At 60.7% G+C, this 15,709-nt stretch carries 12 protein-coding genes; 1 reads left to right on the top strand and 11 read right to left on the bottom strand.

The features are described 5' to 3' along the window. Positions 1-3: 3 nt before the first annotated feature. From G3M63_RS02240 to G3M63_RS02220, 5 genes are all read right to left on the bottom strand, one after another. On the bottom strand, positions 4-1,017 hold the full coding sequence (locus G3M63_RS02240) for an iron ABC transporter permease (RefSeq protein WP_150300116.1): 1,014 nt from the start codon (positions 1,015-1,017) through the stop codon (positions 4-6). Positions 1,018-1,028: 11 nt separating this feature from the next. Next, a complete protein-coding gene (locus tag G3M63_RS02235; protein WP_150300117.1) occupies positions 1,029-1,982 on the bottom strand; it encodes an iron-siderophore ABC transporter substrate-binding protein in 954 nt (317 codons plus the stop codon). Between the two features lie 39 nt (positions 1,983-2,021). Further along, positions 2,022-2,309 (bottom strand): DUF2218 domain-containing protein, encoded by a 288-nt coding sequence (locus G3M63_RS02230; RefSeq protein ID WP_150300118.1) that lies wholly within the window; start codon positions 2,307-2,309, stop codon positions 2,022-2,024. Positions 2,310-2,630: 321 nt separating this feature from the next. After that, positions 2,631-3,758, bottom strand: a complete 1,128-nt coding sequence (locus G3M63_RS02225; protein WP_163981765.1) for a glycoside hydrolase family 5 protein — start codon at positions 3,756-3,758, stop codon at positions 2,631-2,633. Positions 3,759-3,877: 119 nt separating this feature from the next. Continuing rightward, complete coding sequence (locus tag G3M63_RS02220) at positions 3,878-4,948, bottom strand: nitronate monooxygenase family protein (protein ID WP_163981764.1); 1,071 nt, start codon at positions 4,946-4,948, stop codon at positions 3,878-3,880. Positions 4,949-5,291: 343 nt separating this feature from the next. Here G3M63_RS02220 and G3M63_RS02215 point away from each other — a divergent pair, with 343 nt between their 5' ends. Then, a complete protein-coding gene (locus G3M63_RS02215; protein ID WP_163981763.1) occupies positions 5,292-7,418 on the top strand; it encodes a bifunctional diguanylate cyclase/phosphodiesterase in 2,127 nt (708 codons plus the stop codon). On the opposite strand, the gene G3M63_RS02210 is transcribed toward G3M63_RS02215, so the two are convergent. From G3M63_RS02210 to G3M63_RS02185, 6 genes are all read right to left on the bottom strand, one after another. Continuing rightward, entirely contained in the window at positions 7,408-8,373 is a 966-nt protein-coding gene (locus tag G3M63_RS02210) for a glycosidase-like protein (protein ID WP_163981762.1), read from the bottom strand. The genes G3M63_RS02215 and G3M63_RS02210 overlap by 11 nt on opposite strands. Then, on the bottom strand, positions 8,340-9,863 hold the full coding sequence (locus G3M63_RS02205) for a hypothetical protein (protein WP_163981761.1): 1,524 nt from the start codon (positions 9,861-9,863) through the stop codon (positions 8,340-8,342). Before G3M63_RS02205 ends, G3M63_RS02210 begins: the two co-directional genes overlap by 34 nt. After that, the gene (locus G3M63_RS02200) at positions 9,811-11,715 is read right to left on the bottom strand and encodes a glycosyltransferase family 2 protein (protein ID WP_163981760.1); all 1,905 of its coding nucleotides are present in this window, start codon (positions 11,713-11,715) and stop codon (positions 9,811-9,813) included. Before G3M63_RS02200 ends, G3M63_RS02205 begins: the two co-directional genes overlap by 53 nt. 2 nt (positions 11,716-11,717) lie before the next feature. Then, entirely contained in the window at positions 11,718-12,629 is a 912-nt protein-coding gene (locus tag G3M63_RS02195; protein WP_218573644.1) for a hypothetical protein, read from the bottom strand. Beyond that, positions 12,626-14,602: a cellulose biosynthesis cyclic di-GMP-binding regulatory protein BcsB gene (locus tag G3M63_RS02190; RefSeq protein ID WP_218573643.1), complete on the bottom strand. Its 1,977-nt coding sequence runs from the start codon at positions 14,600-14,602 to the stop codon at positions 12,626-12,628. Before G3M63_RS02190 ends, G3M63_RS02195 begins: the two co-directional genes overlap by 4 nt. A gap of 165 nt (positions 14,603-14,767) precedes the next feature. Further along, positions 14,768-15,637 (bottom strand): thioesterase family protein, encoded by an 870-nt coding sequence (locus G3M63_RS02185; RefSeq protein WP_163981758.1) that lies wholly within the window; start codon positions 15,635-15,637, stop codon positions 14,768-14,770. Positions 15,638-15,709: the final 72 nt, after the last annotated feature.

Raw genomic sequence — 15,709 nt, 5'->3', positions numbered from 1 at the left:
TACTCACAGGCTTGGTAAGCGGTTGGCGCGCACTACCGCGACCAGTACCGGAGCGCCAAGCATGGCTGTAAGCACCCCGAGGGGTAATTCGGACGGCTGCACCACGACCCGCGATAGTATGTCGGCACCGATAACAGTCAACGGCCCCAGCGGCAGGCACAGCCACAGCGCACGGCGGATATCCGACCCGGCCAGAGCACGTGCAGCAAAGGGGACCACCAGGCCGATGAAGGCGATAGGTCCGGCCACGGCGGTGGTCGCACCGACCAGTAGCGCAACGGCAACCACTACCGTCAGGCGTACCAGTTCCGGTCGATGCCCCAGCCCCACTGCGGTTCGCTCGCCCAGCGCCAGCGCCGCCAGTGACCTGATTACCAGGAGGATCAGCACGGCGGCCAGGGCCATGGACGGAAGTATCGCTGTGACCTGATCCATACTGCGGCCGGCAATGCTACCGACCAGCCAGAAGCGAATTTCATCAGCGGTGCGCTGGTCAAGCAACAGCAACAACGAGGTAAGCGCGAACAGCAAGCCGGAGAAAGCCGCGCCGGCGAGGACCAGACGGATCGGATCACTGCCAACGCCGCGGGTCCGCGCTGCTGCCAGCACACATAGACAACCGGCCAGGGCGCCCAGCTGCGCGACCGAAATACGCAGGGTCGTGGCGCTGGAGCCGAGTGCAATGGCTATCGCCACGGCCAGGCCGCTGCCGGCACTGACGCCCAACAGACCAGGCTCCGCCAGCGGATTGCGCGTCACCGCCTGCAATAACGCACCGGCAACACCCAGCGCGGCACCGGCGGCCAACCCCATCAGCATGCGTGGCAGGCGCAATTCGTAGACTACGAACCGCGCTTCCTCGTTGCTGCTCTGGCCGAGCAGCGTCGCCAGTGCGAGATCAGCGCCTGTATTGCCGGCGCCGATCAACAGACTCGCCAGACAGACAATGGCAAGTGCAATGCCGGCGCCACAGAAAGTGACGCCAAGACCGGCTCGCGTTGATCCTGCGTTGGTCACCTGATCTTGCCCTATTGCTGTATCACGGACTCGATGCCGTCAAGCACCGCCTGGGCTGCAAGCGGACCTGAAGCACTCGTCCACAGCTGGCCATCCACCGGGATCACGCGGTCGCGCTGCACTACATCAAGACGAGAAAAGGCCGATGACTTGCGCGCGGCGTCGAGGGTTGCCCGGCCTTCTTCGTTCAGCGTCGCCAGAAACATCCAGTCGCCGTCAACGCGGGAAAGGTTTTCCAGACTTAGCAAGTCGCTGTGAGGGCGTTCGCCGTTGACCAGCCCGCCATCTTCGACCTCGAACCCTGCCGCGCTGAGCAACCCGGTGGTGAACAGCTGCGAAGACATTACCAGCGCACCCTGCGGCATCCAGCGCACCAGATAGGCGCTGCGATCGTTTTCGGCGTAGCGCGAATGCATGCTTTCGGCAAGCTGTTCCGTGCGGCCTTCTACGGCCTCAATTGCCTGCTCTATCGAGGCTTCGCGGTCCAGTGCCTTGGCAAACAACCGGGCTTCCTGTTTCCAGTTGTCCGTTTTCCAGCCTGCCATCGGCGGAACGATGACAGGCGCCAGGCCCGACAGCAATTCGTACTGTTCTTTCGACAGCTGCGGTGAGGCCAGAATCAGATCAGGCTGTTGCGCCACGACGGCTTCAAGATTTAACTCTCGAGAGGTGCCGACTATTGCGACGTCCTTGGCCTTATCCTGAAGATAGGCGGCAACTCCGGTGCCGCCACGTGTGGCTATGGTTCCCAGTGGGGTGATCCCGGCAGTCAGGGCAGTATCCAGGGCACCTTCATAGAGGGTGACAACGCGCTCGGGCTGGCCATCGACCGCGACCTCGCCATAAGCAGTTTCCAGTGTGCGCGGTGCGGCAGTGGCATGGGAAGCGAACAGGATGCCTGCGGTAATAGCGAAGGCGGTGAGCCAGTGGCTTGAAAAGATGCGCGTGGCTGAAGCAGTGTTCATTGGGTTTTTGCCTTGTAGTGCGTTGAGTATGAATGCAGCTCAGGCCTGACGATGCCACTGAACGACTAGCGTTTCCTTTGAGCCGAAGCGCACCAGGTGATCGGCCAGAACCTGCTCGGTCTTGGCCAAGGCTTCCATGTCGTCTGCTTCGGCCGTGATTCGCAGCTGCCCGTCAGTTGCTTCGAGCAGCCCCCGGCCGAAAGGAAATTTGATATCGCCGCACTCATCATCAAAGCTCACCTCGATCTTGTGACTGAAATGACGACACAGCTTCTTGAGATTGACACTGGGGGAATCGGTGCTGACTTCGCTGATAGAACGGTGCATGGGCAGTCTCCTTGAGGGTACGGCATGCATTGGGGATCTTGCCGGACCTCGTGCGGCCTGAGCTTCGACTGTTGCGATGCAGTCCCGAAGACGCCCGGAGTGTGCATCGGGAACAAGGGGGCTTACCAGCTAAGGCCGCAGTAGTCAGGCACGACGACAAGTATGCGAACGGCTCTGAAGCTGAGAATGATAACGCTTCCTATTCGTTTCAGGCAATGTCGTTCTGTGGAACAGCGCGTTCGGCAGATGGCCTCGCGCGTTCGGAAGGGGTTTCGTTAACCTCTGTGGACCGAGCCCGATCGAGGTCGTCGGTGCGGGGATTCAGGGCGGTGGACCATAGACTGAACAGTCGCCTTCCCCCACGTAATCGGACAGTACTTCCCACTGGGGTTGGCCTTCTCCGTCAGGCCCCGGCTCGACCAACAGGGGATAGTCGTCTCTCCACTGGTGTCCAGCCGCCCAGTAAGCCATCGGTATGCACTGCTCCTGCAGATAGGCGAGCAGGTTATCCATGCCCTCCAGCCAGCGCGGGTCATCGCCGGGCACACCGAACTCACCGATATGTCCACGCCGGTAATTCTTCCTGAGCCATTCGACAAACGCGGAGGCACGGCGAACACCGGTCATCGGATCGAATGCGTCGCCGGGTGGATTGGGGTAGGTTCCCCTGCTGCCCTCGTCGAGGTAAAGGTGCGCGGAAAAGATCAAATAGTCGGCGGGATCCTCCAGGTCTAGCAGATCGTTGCCATATGTAGGCCAGTTCGTGGCGCTGGAACTGCCTGCAGACTCGATGAAGATTGGCCGTAGCATGTCATAGCGGCGAATGCCGTTTATCGCCGCCTGCGCCGCAGTCGGCCAGGTCTGGATGCCGGCGGGCTCGTTCATGATGTCGTAGCCGTACAACGCCGTGCGGTCCCGCCAGCGCAATGCCACGCGCTCCAGTAGATTCTGATAATCCTCATAGGGTACTTCCGGGCTGCCGATCAGATTGCCGCGGTAACGCCCATAGTCATGAATATCCAGAATGACATCGATCTGGGCGTTCGCCGCCTGGCTCAGCATGTTGTCAATGAGGCCTGCATAGGTAGGATCGAAATCGTCACCGAGTACCGGTTGCAGCCGTTCCCAGCGAATCGGGAAGCGCACGCTGCGAATTCCCCGGTCCCGCCATTGCTGGAAATATCCCGGCGGTGGGAAGAAGTAGTGAGTGCCATGGATGCCCGGCAGGACACCGGGCGTAAACTCCGCGCCGGCGACGTTCATGCCGACCAAATCAAGGGTGCCTGTTCCTTGCTCCGGAGGCAGTTCGGGGCCGGGGTTCGTTCCGGGAGGAGCGGGAGCAGCACTGCTGCCGCCACCTCCGCCCCCGCCGCCGCAGCCTTGGAGGATTAACAGGACGAACATCAGATAGAACAATCCAGCGAAACTGGCGGAGCGGCATACCGGCATAACAATGTCGTCCTTCGGTGGTTACGCTTAGTTTCCGACGTTGACCATCACGAAACGTTCCATCCAAAGGACGTGCCAGCATTGTCAATCTGCCAGCTTGAATCAGTGATTGTGACAGCCTATCTCGGCACGGCTGCTTCGATTTCGCGTACCAGCACGTCGACCAGTTCTGCCGCTGGCATGGCCCGTGACAATGGCGCGCCTTGTCCGGCCCATTGCACCGCAAAGTCATAGTCGCCCTGGTTCATGGCTGCCGCACTCAGCGCCTTGGTGGCATCGTAGGCGATAGGGTAGTCGGGGCGTGTCGGCGCGCTGACGCCACCGATATCGGTGAAAAGGCGGTTGACCATGCCGCGTGCCGGTCGGCCCGAGATGTCGGCGCTGATCGCAGTGTGCTGGCTGCGCTCGCTTAGCAGGGCCTTCCGGTACTGCTCGTTGGCGGACGATTCCGGACAGCATACGAATGCCGTGCCCATCTGAACCGCCGCAGCGCCCAACTTTTGCGCGGCGACAATCCCGCTGCCGTTCATGATGCCTCCGGCTGCGATAATGGGCAGGTCGGTCATTTCGGCCAGCACTGAAACCAGTGCAAAGGTGCCGATCAGCTCGTCATTGTCGGGATCGAACACGCCACGGTGCCCGCCGGCTTCCATGCCCTGGGCAATCAGCGCGTCGACCTTTGCTGCTTCGGCCTGCCTGGCTTCGGCGGGGGTGGTGACGCAGGCAAGAATTTTGATGCCGGCATCTCTCAATTGCTCGATCCATTCGTTGGGTGGTAGACCGAAGTGGAAGCTGATTACCGCCGGACGCTCCTCTAGCAACACCTGCAGCATGGCTTCGGATTCCAGAAAGCTGACGTAGCCCAGGCTCAGCGAGGCAGGTGGCTCGGTTTTGTAGGCTCTGAACAGCGGGGCCAGATGCCCCAGCCAGGCCTGTTCGACGCCCGGTTTGGCTTGTGCTGGCTGGTGGCAGAACAGATTGACGTTGAAGGGGGCGTTGGTCAGCGCGCGGGTTTTCTTGATCAGCTCCCTGGCCTGCTCCGGGTTGCTGCCACCCAATCCAATCGAACCCAGCGCACCCGCGTTGGATACCGCCGCCGCCAGCTCCGGGGTAGAAACACCCACCATCGGCGCCTGAATGATCGGATGCTGGATGTTCAGGAGGTCGAGAATGTTTGCGCGTTGAGTCATGGGTCACCGGTTGGCTGCGTGGGAGTGGCATCGATTGTAGGAAAAATTTGCCGTGGCGACACGGCGCGATAAGGGATATCTGCAGAGACACGCCTCGGCCGCGCCAGGAATCACCTAGCAGTAGGATGCCTTCGACGGGCCTGGCGTAGCGCAGGCGCGCTACACCCCCAGGGGTGGCTGGCAGAGCCGGGTTTTTCCTGGGGTTGGTGAGCGCCTGCTCGCCGACGGGTTTGTTTATCTGCGGCCTGGCGTAGCTACACCCCAGAATGACACACCGTGGATGTCACGTAATTGCAATTGGCCACTGTTCTAATCACCGACTTGTCATCAACAGGGGCAGTACATGCTGGCCAAAAAAGATCTGTCCCGCTTGCTCAAGCAGGCGGACACCCTTCATCCGGGTATGAAGATCAGCGAGGTTGCGGAACGCATACTGGTTTTAAGTAACCAGCGGTTTCTCTCGCTTGCGGTTGTCGACGGCGCTAATCGTCCGCTCGGCACAGTGAGCCGTTATCGATTGCAGGATATATTCCTGCAACGTTATGGCAGGGAACTCTGGGGTCGCAGGCCCGTGACCGATGTCATGAACAGCTCTCCGCTGTTGATTCCCTTGTCTCTGAGCATCGAGGCGGCTGCTGCCTCCGTGACAGCCCACGTCCAATATCCCGTTACCGAAGATTTCATTTTTATCGACGAGCATGGTCAGTATCAGGGCTTGGGCATCGTGCTGGACCTGTTGGACGCGATGTCGAAGGATCTGGCGCAGAATCGCCGGGCTCTGTTACGCGCCCAGCAGATCGCCGGGCTGGCCAGTTGGGAATGGAACGCGCAGGACGACAGTCTGCTCTGGTCACACCAGCTCAACCGCATTCTGCAGGTTGAGCACGCGCTAAGCGAGGCTCCGCTGGCAAGTCTGGTAAAGGTATTCGACGCTGAATCCCAGGCGCGCCTGCGAACCTTCTTCAGCGCGAACTACGAAGCCGTCCCGCAAACCCTGGAGCTGCGAACCAACGTCGAGGGTGGCGAGCAGCGCCTGATCGAGTTTCAGGGCGAGCATTTTCTCGACCCCGAGACCCGGGACCACCGGGCGGTAGGCACCATTCGCGATATCACCGAGCGCCGCCTGACCGAGGAACGGCTGGCCCATTTGGCCAACTACGATCACCTCACCAGACTGCCCAACCGATATCTTTTCCAGGATCGCCTGCAGCACGCGATCAGCCATGCCAACCGCAGCGGGCAATCCGTGGCCCTGCTGTTTCTCGACCTGGATCGCTTCAAATGGATCAACGACGCGCTGGGCCATGCCGCCGGCGATGAGCTGTTGATTCAGGTCGCGCAACGGCTGACCGGCCTGCTGCGCTCCTCGGATACGGTTGCGCGTCTGGGCGGTGATGAATTCACCATCATCCTCGAAGACATCACCGACACTCACCAGATCATCCACGTCGTGGAGCAGCTGCTCAAAGGCTTCGATGATAAGTTCAGCCTCGGCGCCCGCGATGTTTCGGTTTCGACGAGTTTAGGCATCGCGCTGTATCCGGGCGACGCCAAGAATGTCGACTCCTTGCTCAAGAGTGCCGATGCGGCCATGTACCGGGCCAAGGAACATGGCCGCAATGGTTACAGTTTCTATACCGAGGAGCTCAATCGCCAGGCGGACCGGCGCTTTCAGCTGGAACACGGGCTGCGCAGGGCGCTGGAGCGCGGCGAGTTCGAGCTGTATTTCCAGCCGCAGCTGCATACCGAATCCGGCAGGCTGAGCAGCGCTGAGGCTCTGCTGCGCTGGTTTCCGGAGGGCGAAGAAGTGAGCCCGGTTGAATTCATTCCGCTGTTGGAGGATTTGCGGCTGATCGTCCCGGTCGGGCGCTGGGTGCTGCAGCAAGCCTGCGCAGCGGCCGCCAGCTGGCAAGTCAACGGCTTGCCCGGGGTGCGCGTGGCGGTCAACCTGTCGGTGCACCAGCTGCGTCAGAACGATTTTGTCGCGACGGTGAAGGACACCCTGAAGTGGACCGGGCTGGCACCCGAGCTGCTGGAAATTGAAGTGACCGAGAGCGTGCTGGTCGATGATCGCGGCAGTGCGGCGGCCTTGCTCGAACTCAACGACTTTGGCGTGCGGGTTGCCATCGATGACTTCGGCACCGGTTATTCATCATTGGCCTATCTCAAGCGCTTCGACGTCGACACGCTGAAGCTGGATCGCACCTTTGTCAGCGACCTGACGCTCGATGAAGACGATGACGCCATTGCTTCGGCGGTGATACGTCTGGCGCACACGCTCGGTATCACTGTCACGGCGGAAGGAGTGGAGACGGCGTGCCAGAAGGATTTCCTGCGCGAGCGCAGTTGCGATCATATTCAAGGCTTTCTGATCAGCCGGCCGGTGCCACAGGATGAGTTTCTGCACTGGGCAGCGACCGTGGCCAAGCTGGCCGACGGGCCGGCATGCCCCGAGCCGATCACCGCTTGAATATCTCCTGCGCGGGTTTGTTCTGGATGGTGAAGTCGGTGTCATTCACGCCACCGGCGTTCGGGTCGGTGTACCAGGCCCAGATCGCCAGGCCATCTATCTTGCCGGTCTCATCAAGGGCGTCGCGCCAGCTGGTCAGCACCTCGTTCTGCAAGCCGAGATTGACCGGCAATTCGCGCTCTTCGGGACTTTCCCAAGGCGCCGAGAGGCTGCCGGTGGCGGAGCGCAGGCCCAGTTCTGCGACCCAGACCCGGCGCTGGGCGCGCTGTCCCAATGTGTACAAGCGGTCAGCCATTTCGCGCATTTCGTCGCCGCGGGCTTCCTGGTCGGTCGGCAGCTCTGCGTAAAGGCTGGTGGCGACGACATCGAACAGTGTCCAATAGCGGAATTGCTCGGCGCTTTCCAGGCTGTGTGTCACGTAGGCGATGGGGCCGGAATACACTTTGCGTACTGCTGTCACCACCGGTTGCCAGTAACCGGAGTTCTGTAGCTGGCGCAGCTCGCTGCCGACCACCAGCGCTTCAGCGCCTTCATCCTCGGCAACCTTGGCCAGTTTCAGCAAGCCATCCCGATAGGCATGAAACCAGGCCATGCGGTCGGTGGGGGCGGCTTCGCCGGCCCAGCTCTCGGGTATCCACAGGTGGACCTTGAGGATCGGATCCAGACCGGCGTCGCGCATCTGCCGCAGGCCCGCTGCAACCAGCTCGGGACTGCTGTCGCCGCCAATCACCGGATCATTGGAGTCGGGCTTGGCTTGCCACATGAAGGCGACCAGCAAGGCCTTTTCAGCTCCACTTGCGGCGAGCCGCTCAAGCGATTCCTGAGCCGCATCGCTGCCCCACTGTGCATCGCCGGATATCTTCACGTTGGCGCCCATCCACATTTCGGTCTCCTGTGCGAAACCCAATGCGGGGAGCAACATCAACGCAAGCGCGATAAGTTTTCTTTTTGCCATACCCGCCATGCCCCTCGTTCATACACTAGTTGATATCCCGGACGGCCATGCGCCCAAAGCCCGGGGAAATGTAGATTGCTTGCATCTTCCATCGCCTGCTGGCTGCCCGGTTCTGCCACCACGATTTGCGGAGGCATGCGACTGGGTGTCGCCATCGCCAGCTTGTATCGGTCGCTGAAGGGCAGGATCAGGTTGCGGCCGTTGCCGCGGGCAGCGATGACCGCGTAACCGGTCTGATCATCAATAAGCGTTGGCAGGGACGAGTCCGCCAGCCATACGCCCACCAATGCCTCGTCGGTGATCGGAGCCGGTACGCGCTCGCGCAGTGCCTGGGTCCAGGGCTGCATGTCCGGTGATGGCAACTGTTGCATGACCAGCCAGCCAAGGGGAATGCCCGCCAGCAGCAACGCGGTGACGACCGTTCGCTGGCGCTGCATTTCACGCAGCCCTAACGCCGCGGCGGCAAGCATCAGGGCGAGAAACTCAACAGGTTCCGATGTGTACCACACCAGAGTCGCCATGGCGCCGGCGCAGATTGTGACGCAGGCGATGATCACCGGGCCGACCCAGGCACGGGGCCGCACGTTCCAGGGCGCCAGCAATAGCGAAGGGAATGCCAGCGCGCCTGCCGCCGTGAGCCAGATCAGCGGCACCCACCACTGCCCGCCAAATTCCAGCAGCCAGGGTAGATAAGGCGTTGATTCGAACCCGCCACGAAATGCCGAGCCCGTCTGCTTGAGGAAGATCAGTGCATCATTGAAAAACAGCCAGTTGAGATAGGCCCACCCCAATACCGCAAAAACAAAGGGCACATAGCAGACCAGATAAAACGCCAGCGGTGCGCGCCGTAGCAATGAAGGCGGCGCGATCAGCACCAGCCAGGGCGCCAGCGCCACTGCAATGAACATGGCCCGGGTATCGACGAAGAACAGCAGGCACAGCCAGCCGGCAAAGCGCAGATAGCTGAACACCTCCGGATCATTGCGAAAGCGCCGCAGCGAACGGCTGAGCCCGTAGAAACACAGCAGCCCGAGCGCCAGATCCTGACCGGATAGTGCGGTCCAGAGAAAGAAGGGATGCGCCGCCAGCAACGTGGTCCAGAGCGTTGCCAACAGCAGGCCATGGGATTTGTTCAGGTCGCGCCAGACCAGCGTGACGAACAGCGAAGCCAGCACGATATCGAGCAAATAGGGCACCCGCAGCAGGCTGATACCCGGAATGCCGCTCAATAGCAGTGTCAGGTAGGGCGATACCTGCGGCGAGAGAAACCCCACATCCTCGATATAGAGCCGCGAGGCGTCACGCATGATCAGCACCCGGGCGTAGCGTGCCAGCGCGTCGCTACCCTGGAATCCGTTGTCCAGGAGGTGCGCGCAGAGTGCCGCCAGCGCCAGTAGCGCAAGCAAAAAGACCAGCAGGCCGCTCGGAACCCCGGCGTTACTCTTCCAGCGCGGCCTTACGCTCGTCAGCCATGTACTTGCTGATGCCATGGGTAGTCTTTTCCCAATAGAAGGGTTTGCGAATGAGCTGCCAGAGCCCCTTGTACGCCGCGATCGATTGCAGCATCCAGTAGACAGGAACGGTCAGTGCGTAGGGCGTCAGTCGGAAATAGTCATGCTTGAAGCCTGCGACCAACGTCATGTAAATGAAGAAGCCGTTGCCCAGCAGCAGATTCAGTACGCTCAGGTAGAGCAGCACCGGCGGAAAGGCCACATCAAACAGACGAATCCCGGCAAACAGCCAGACGAAGTAGATCGCCCATAACAAGGGCGCCGCCAGCGCGGTCAGAAAGTTGCCGCCGATAAAGAACTGGAAACCCCAGAAGCCGCGAAACCCGGTGGATTTGTAGAGATGCACCGGATCGCGCATATGCACCAGCCAGGTCTGCATGTAGCCCTTGAACCAACGCGAACGCTGGCGGATCCAGTTGGGTACGCTGACATTGGCTTCTTCGTAGGTGGTCGAGTTGACCACGCTGACACGGTAGCCGCGCTGGGTCATGCGCACCCCGAGATCGGCATCCTCGGTCACGTTGTAGGGATCCCACGCGTTTACGCCGCGCAATACTTCCAGGCGGAAGTGGTTGGAGGTGCCGCCCAGCGGAATAGGAATGCGCAGGTGCTCAAGCGCCGGCAGATAGAAGTCGAACCAGAGGGTGTATTCCAGCGCGAACATGCGGCTCAGCCAGTTCTCGTGCGCGTTGTAGTAGTTCAGCCGCGCCTGGATGCACGCGACGTTCGGGTCTGCCTTGCGAAACGCGAGGACGGCGCGCTTGAGCTGATCGGGCTCGGGCTTGTCTTCGGCGTCATAGATGGTGATCAACTCGCCGCGGGCGAACTGCAGCGCGTAGTTGCACGCCTTGGGCTTGGTCTTGGGCTGCGAAGGCGGTACGCGGATGATCTCGAATATCGCCTCCAGCCCCAGTTCCTTGGCGGCCTCGATGGTATCGCTGTCGTCCTCTTCAAGCACCAGCTTGATATCGAGCTTGGAAGTCGGGTAGTCGAGGTTGCGCAGCGCGCTGGTGATGATCGGCAGTACCTCGGGTTCCTTGTACATCGGCACCAGCACCGTGTAGACCGGCAGATCATCCTCGGGAAGATCGGCCAGCTCCTCGTCGGTGATCTTGATATCGATACGCCGTTTGGCACCAAACCATACCAGCGCGAAACGCAGACCAAAGGTGGCCAAGAAGGCCGCGGTGATCAATGCGTTGAGCGTAATAATGGTGCTCACCGGAAAGAACGCCAGGCCCAGCAAGGTCACGCTTGCCAGCAGATAGAGCACCAGCAGTTGCGGCTGGGTAATGACCTGGCGCGCGGAGTGTTCGGGCGTGCGCTCGGCCAGCAGGTTCAGGGCATCACTGGTCAGTTGATGCTCAGCGCCCTGTTGCAGGCTCCAGAGAATGTCGAATTTGGAGGTGCCGACAAACAGCACATCCTCGCCAAAGGTCTTGCGCGCCCACTCGAATACCTCGGGAGTGGGGTCGGCGACGGCTATTACCAGGTTGCCGTATTGGCGCCGCCACGGGATAGCCAGGCGCTGCGCGAACTCGGGGAACAGCGCGCGATCCACGCTCACTTCCACCGGCTTTTCCAGTAGATTCACAAAACTCAGACCAAACTGCGCTGACAGCAAACGATAGAACGAGAAGGCGCTGACCCAGCGGTGCGCGAGGACGATATCGCCCAGCCGGGAGTTCCAGCGTTTTTGCAGACGCAGGGCGGTCTCCAGCTGCTCGGGTTGCAGCAGGCCAGCGTCCAGCATGCTTTGCCCGATCGGCGTATGCAGCGAGCCGGAATCCGGCATGCGTCCGACCACGAAAGCGTTACTGCCAGCGACCATTTTTAGAATCTCCACCACGCGGCAACAAAGGGACCGCCTGCGGCGCCGGTGTTACGGCCGTCCACCGGTTGCATATAGCCAGCCTGCAGTTGGATGCCGTCAGATAGCGAGTAAAGCCCGGACAGAGACAGCTTGGTCAGGTCGTAGTCGGTGCTGTTTATGTAGACGAGGTTGGAGGTGGTCTCGGGATCGCCCTCTGCCTCGGTTGGGGCGGCATCGTTGCCGCTGTTATTGCCCAGACCTTCAATGTGATTGAGCTCGCCGATTATCATCAGCTTCGGTGTCAGTGCCACACCGACTGTTGCGTCTGCGCGAATTTCATCCGCCGGATTACCGGTACGCTTGCGGCCTGCGATGCCGGCGTCTAGATAGCCAGAACGTTCACCAAGCATGAAGCCCCGGCCAATGCTGTAGCGCAGCTCGAAGTGATAACCGCCCTCGCCCAGTGCCAGGTCAGCGTCCCTGTTGTAAGTGGGCACGCTGACGATGGCCTGCAAGGAACCCACCCAGTCCTCGCTGAAGCCCGGATTCAGTCGATAGCGAATGCCGAACTCCTGATCGCCGAATCCGCGCGTGGTCTCGTCGAACGGCTCGTGTTCGGTCGGGCGGTCTCGGTAACGCATCTCTTGGTAAAAGAAATTACCCACCAGCGTCAGATCGGGCGTCAGACCATGTTCGATATAAAGGTTGATCTGGTCCTGACGACTATGGCCGTCATTCGAGAAATGGGTGTGGTTTCCGTCACTATCAAATACGTCGCTGGCATCGGTGTGACTAAACTTCAGGATCGTCAGCGTCTTGCCTTCTTCCTGCACCCAGGCGTTCGCCAGCACCGGCGTGGCAGCCGGCAGTGTCAACAGTGAGATAGCAGCAATTCTGCACAGGGCAGGTCTGAGAAAGGGGAGGGTTTTCATGATTTTTTCCTTATTCTTCGGGAGACCACAATGGCCACCAGAGTCAATACCACCCAGCCAATGACGAACAACAAGCCGCGATAGCGCGCGAGACGTTCCCACCAGGTCGAGTAGTCCGGATATTCCACCTTCATCAGGGCATAGTCCCTGGTATCCAGCGATACCAGCACGCCCCGTTCATCACCAAACACCAGGTCGCCGGTACTTTGTTCCAGACCCGGCGGTACCTTTGGCAACCCATCGTCCAGCGCGCGCAACCAGATGCCCCGTTGGGAGCCGCTGCGCAGCAGACTGGCGAAGCTGGTCCCTGGCAACTCGCCGGAGTCCAGCAGGATTCTGCCTTCGTTGTCGCGTATTCGCACACGGCCCTGATCAACCGCTATGGAGGCGTCGAAGCCCTCGGGCGGCTGCGACCCCAGCCATATGAAGGGACGGCTGCCTCCGGGCGCCATCGAGGTGCTGACGAATTCCGCCATGCGCGGGTCGAGTGCCAGACTGCGGCCCAGGGACGCCAGTACACTAATCCACTCATGTGGTCGGCCCAGGGCATCGGGGGGCAAATGGACGAAATAACGGTCCGCCAGTTCATAACCGAAGGCTGCCACACTCTGTGACTGGCCTCCGGCGGGTCTGGTTTCCACGGCCGATGAAGTAAGCAGCTGCGCGTAACCCGAGGGCGGCGCGGCGATACACTCAGCCCCCGGCCGGATCAGCAATACGCGGATCGGCTCGGAAGCGGTGGGGTTAACCTCATTCAGGCCGACGCGTACCGATTGCGGGCCGCCATCCGGTGAGAGCTGCTGAACGGCGCGCAACATATTGTCCTGCATAACGTATAGCGTCAGCGGTTGCTCAGCCGGGCTGGGCGGCACGACCAGGTTCAGATTCAGCGCGGTCGGCAGGCGGCCGGCGGGCAGGGCATTGGTATCTATGGCCCATTCAGCACGGTCAGCGAAGGGTCTCGCATTGCCGTCTACGCCAAGTTGTATCAGCTGCACCGAATCCTTGGACGGAGTTGGCGCTGGGGAACTGATGCTTTCGGGATAGCCGGAACTGGTCAGCAGCGCGCCCCAGGGATCGGCGAGGGCATCGATGTAGAACGGCTCGGTCACCGCCAGTAACCGGGAAGTGGGCTGTTGCGGGTCAGGCACTACCACGTCGATATTATGCCCGGCCGCCAGGCGCACCCCGGTCTGGGCGAGCTCTCTGCGCGAGGCGATGACGATGTCTGCACCGTTCTCGAGGCCGGTGTGTTCCACGTCATGCCCGCGCTCTTGCAACTCATGTGTCAGCAGCCAGGCGGCACGCAGGGCTTCCGGGTCAGGTGCCGGCTGGGATATGGCGATACGCACGTCATGCGGCAGCGTATTGATATAACCGCGCACACTTGGCGCCGGGCCCTGGTCGAGCTGGTAAGCGATAGCGGTTTCCGGTTCGATGGTCAGATAGGTCTGTTGAGCGCGCGGCGATGTGCAACGGTCCATCGGGACGTTGGACCTGGCGCGCACGCGGACCTGCAGGTAAGGCAGGCGCAGATCCTCTTGCTGCAACGGGACCGAGAGCATTCTGGTCTCGGCCATTGCGCCGTTTTCGGTGGACGGTGACGTGGCATCCTCGCTGATATCCGCCACGCCGATATTTTCCCGTGGCGTACCGTTGATCAGCACCTGCAAGGAGGCATCCGGGCCCAGCCAGGCGGCGGGAGAATAATGCAGTTCGAGCCGGGGTTCGCTGACCTGTGCATCCAGCGGCATGGGCATATTGAAGGCCACGCTGCCCTCGGCGGTGATCTGCTGCAGGCCTTGATAATGGCCCAGAGAGCCTAGCGTGCGGGTTATATATTGCGTTGCGGGTGCATCACCAGGAGGCGGATTATCAGGCTGTTCGTCAGTTTGTTGAGCATGGGTCGGTACCGACACAAGAATTACGCAACATAGTAGCCAATTCGGCATCCAGCCGAGTGTCGGTCTCATTGTTAGCTTGCCCTCGCAGGAAGCCCGTCCAATGGGCAGACATTCAGAAATTCAGCGGCATGTACGCCGGCTACACATAGGAAAATAGTCGGATTTTGGCGACCTGTACAACGATTGCCAGCAATCTGATGGCGTAGCGCTCACTTGGTTCCGCCCGGCTGTCAATTATCTGGATGAGGGCTGCGTCACAGGTTGAAGCATCATTTTTTCGAGCTGTTGACGTAATGCTGCGGGGATGGGCACCGGGCGATTTGAGCCGGTATCGATCACGACCATGACGCTGTTGGCGGTTGCCTGCATACCCTGTGAATTGGCGGCATAGCCGGTGAACACGAATGAACTGTTGCCGATGCGATTGATCGTTGCAGCGAGGTTCATGATGTCGAAGCCGGGACGGTAGTGTTCGAAGGTGATATCCACGGACGCCACCAGCACACCCAGGCCGCCGAAATCCAGCTGTCTGACGGCATTGTACCGAGCCTGCTCCATGTACTGGGCGAGTGCTGCCTCGCTGCGCTGGGCATCAACATCCAGATCACCGTAACGGGGCGTCAGCTGGCAGGTCACGGGAAATTCCGCAGCGCGCTGCAGCACGTCGCGGTTCTTCGGGTCTGGCAGCGGCTCAGGCTCGCCCTCGATCATGCCGGCTAGCGCATCGCGCACCTCTGCTGGCAAGGCAACCCGCTCATGCTTGTTGAAAGCCCCCATCAGACAATCCTGGCTGCCGACATGATTGCCATTCTGAAACAGGTCACTGCGCACCCGATAGCAGTCGTCCTCGCACGCCAGCACCCGCACCTGTGCCTGCACATCACTGCCATACCAGGTTACCAGCCGATAATCGGTAGTGCTGCGCAGCGGACGCAGACGCACGTCATCGGAGAACCAGGCATCCGCGCCGAACCGCTCAAGGTGAGCGCGCATGCGGGCCTCCTGATGCAGTTGGTAAATGCGGGAATTGTTAACGTGCCGCCAGGTATCCAGATCGGTGAAGCGGGGCGAAAGTGAACATTCGAAGATAGTAGCTGTGGTCATGGCCAGGTGATTCCTTGAGTGCAGCGCAAAAGCATGAAGTCATCACCCATTGGAGGCAAGCAGAACGCCCCG

The organism is Pseudomonas sp. OIL-1 (genome assembly GCF_010669185.1).
Classification (GTDB): Bacteria; Pseudomonadota; Gammaproteobacteria; order Pseudomonadales; family Pseudomonadaceae; genus Halopseudomonas; species Halopseudomonas profundi.
This window is presented reverse-complemented; position numbering and strand designations above follow the sequence as displayed.

Bases quoted from the DNA above. Each gene is read 5' to 3' on its own strand.
- G3M63_RS02235 (WP_150300117.1), bottom strand. From the start codon at position 1,982: ATGAACACTGCTTCAGCCACGCGCATCTTTTCAAGCCACTGGCTCACC.
- G3M63_RS02230 (WP_150300118.1), bottom strand. From the start codon at position 2,309: ATGCACCGTTCTATCAGCGAAGTCAGCACCGATTCCCCCAGTGTCAAT.
- G3M63_RS02225 (WP_163981765.1), bottom strand. From the start codon at position 3,758: ATGCCGGTATGCCGCTCCGCCAGTTTCGCTGGATTGTTCTATCTGATG.
- G3M63_RS02220 (WP_163981764.1), bottom strand. From the start codon at position 4,948: ATGACTCAACGCGCAAACATTCTCGACCTCCTGAACATCCAGCATCCG.
- G3M63_RS02215 (WP_163981763.1), top strand. From the start codon at position 5,292: ATGCTGGCCAAAAAAGATCTGTCCCGCTTGCTCAAGCAGGCGGACACC.
- G3M63_RS02210 (WP_163981762.1), bottom strand. From the start codon at position 8,373: ATGGCAAAAAGAAAACTTATCGCGCTTGCGTTGATGTTGCTCCCCGCA.
- G3M63_RS02205 (WP_163981761.1), bottom strand. From the start codon at position 9,863: ATGGCATCAGCAAGTACATGGCTGACGAGCGTAAGGCCGCGCTGGAAG.
- G3M63_RS02200 (WP_163981760.1), bottom strand. From the start codon at position 11,715: ATGGTCGCTGGCAGTAACGCTTTCGTGGTCGGACGCATGCCGGATTCC.
- G3M63_RS02195 (WP_218573644.1), bottom strand. From the start codon at position 12,629: ATGAAAACCCTCCCCTTTCTCAGACCTGCCCTGTGCAGAATTGCTGCT.
- G3M63_RS02190 (WP_218573643.1), bottom strand. From the start codon at position 14,602: ATGAGACCGACACTCGGCTGGATGCCGAATTGGCTACTATGTTGCGTA.
- G3M63_RS02185 (WP_163981758.1), bottom strand. From the start codon at position 15,637: ATGACCACAGCTACTATCTTCGAATGTTCACTTTCGCCCCGCTTCACC.